This window comes from Mesorhizobium sp. WSM4836, from assembly GCF_055811815.1.
In genome coordinates this window covers 1-1760 of sequence record NZ_JBVVQF010000063.1, presented here as the reverse complement: position 1 = coordinate 1760, position 1760 = coordinate 1, and the positions used below count along the sequence as shown (strand labels likewise).

1 protein-coding gene is annotated in these 1760 nt (G+C 57.7%); it reads right to left on the bottom strand.

Annotation, left to right across the window (positions count from 1 at the left end; translation table 11 throughout):
- Window positions 1-1482 (bottom strand): ATPase (locus AC0L2P_RS31995; protein WP_473507214.1); only part of this gene is annotated, 1482 nt, incomplete at its 3' end.
- Between the last annotated feature and the right edge of the window lie 278 nt (window positions 1483-1760).

Here is a 1760-nt window from a genome sequence, read left to right as displayed (position 1 = left end):
GCTAATCAGCTCGAAGGGTGCCTTTTTCAGGAGGCTGCGCATCCTCCGGATGACTTCAGTGGCACGCTGGTTATTGTGTGAAATATCGCCCACGATTTCGCTGAGTTCAGCGATATCGGGGCTCGTTGATTTTAGGGATTGCAGGATGATTGCTGCGCTTTCGGTGCTCATCAGAATTGCCCCGAGCGGCTGGTTTATTTCGTGGGCAATCAAGGCGGTCAGCTCGCCAGCCGTCGAGAAGCGATTGACACGCGCAAGTTCTGCCGTGCGCTGCCGTGACTGCATTTCGGCCAATTGACGCCTGCGGTGTTCAATCAACAGGAGCGCGATCAGCCCGGCCTGTAGCAGAACAACCGCAGCGATGGAGGCAATCTGCCAGGAATATCGCTCCCACACTGTTTGCTCGCGAAACAAGATTTCACTCCCTGGCGGCAGGAGGCTCTCGCTGATGTTCCAAAGCTGGAGCTGTCGCCAATCGTATTTCGGGGTTGAGAATTCGATTAGAGGAACTTTGATGCCGCTTGCCTTTTCTCCTCCCAGCATTCGGACGGCAGCGGCAGCGGTCGGTTCGGCGCCCTCGACCGGGGAAAGCATCGGGCCGCCGACAACCTCACCGTTGAAATAGGACTCGTCAAACGTGAAAATGGGAGCGTTGGCGACCTCATGGATGCGCTTCAACGGCCCCTTGTCGCCATAGACGGCGCCTGTACCGTCCACATTAAACTGCTGAAAAAAGATTGCGCTGTGGGGAGGTAAATTCGCAACCTCTTTCAGCAGCTCCTCAAACGGTCGCTCGTTGTAGAAGCGCAGTTCAACCCTGTTCTCGAGCAGTGGCTTCAGATCCCGTTGCATCTCGCCGACCCAGAATCGCTCCGGGGGCGAGTTGCCGATTATCATCGCGATGGTCTTCGTCTCCGGCAACAGCCGCAGAATGTTCTCGAACAAAGCGACGTGATCGACGTCCACGCCCACCACGGCGTCTTGCTCGGACAACATGGATTGATCAACCCGACGCACGGCGACCGCCGCGAGCAGCATCGGGGTTGTCGGAAACAGGTCTGCCCTGTGTTTCTGGACAAACCGAGCCGCGGGCGCGCCAAATGCGACTATCAAATCGGGCCCTCGTTTAGCGTAGAGCGCTTTAAGATAATCAACAAATTTCGCCTCGGCAGCGTCGTCAGCATTCCGAGCAGTGACAAGGGATTGCTTTTGAATGTCCAGGGGCCAAGGCGACTGCCGGTTCAGTTGAGTTCGGATCTCCCGGCTCCATGTGCCCCACGGCTGGAACATCGGGCCATACGAATGAAGGAACAGGATGTGTTTGGGCTGAGCGGCAGCCTCGCCAGACTTGGGCTGAGCCGCAGTCCCGCCAATTGAAATCAAAAGAGCGACGGCGACGGCGATCCAGATATCGACCAGCCGCTTCATGCTCAATGCGCCCGATGCGGCGATGCGGCCTCCAGGCGTGGCGATCAAATCCATCCAAGGTCTCGCGCCGCCGATGATAACATCCAAGTAACTAACATTCACCAGATGATCAGACAGCAGAGCCTGAGACTGCGGCTATTGGCAAGCATTGGCAAGGCCGCCCGTTGCCGAGATTGTAGGCCAGCGCTTCGAAGCCGAAGCCGGACGGCATTGGCGGCGAACGACCGTCATCGCTTCTGCATCCAGCCCCATGCCCCGTGATGTGGGAATCCATCGTCCGAAAGGTGGAAAGACGCGACCTTTGCCGGAGCCTGCAGAAAGGTCGGGAAGTG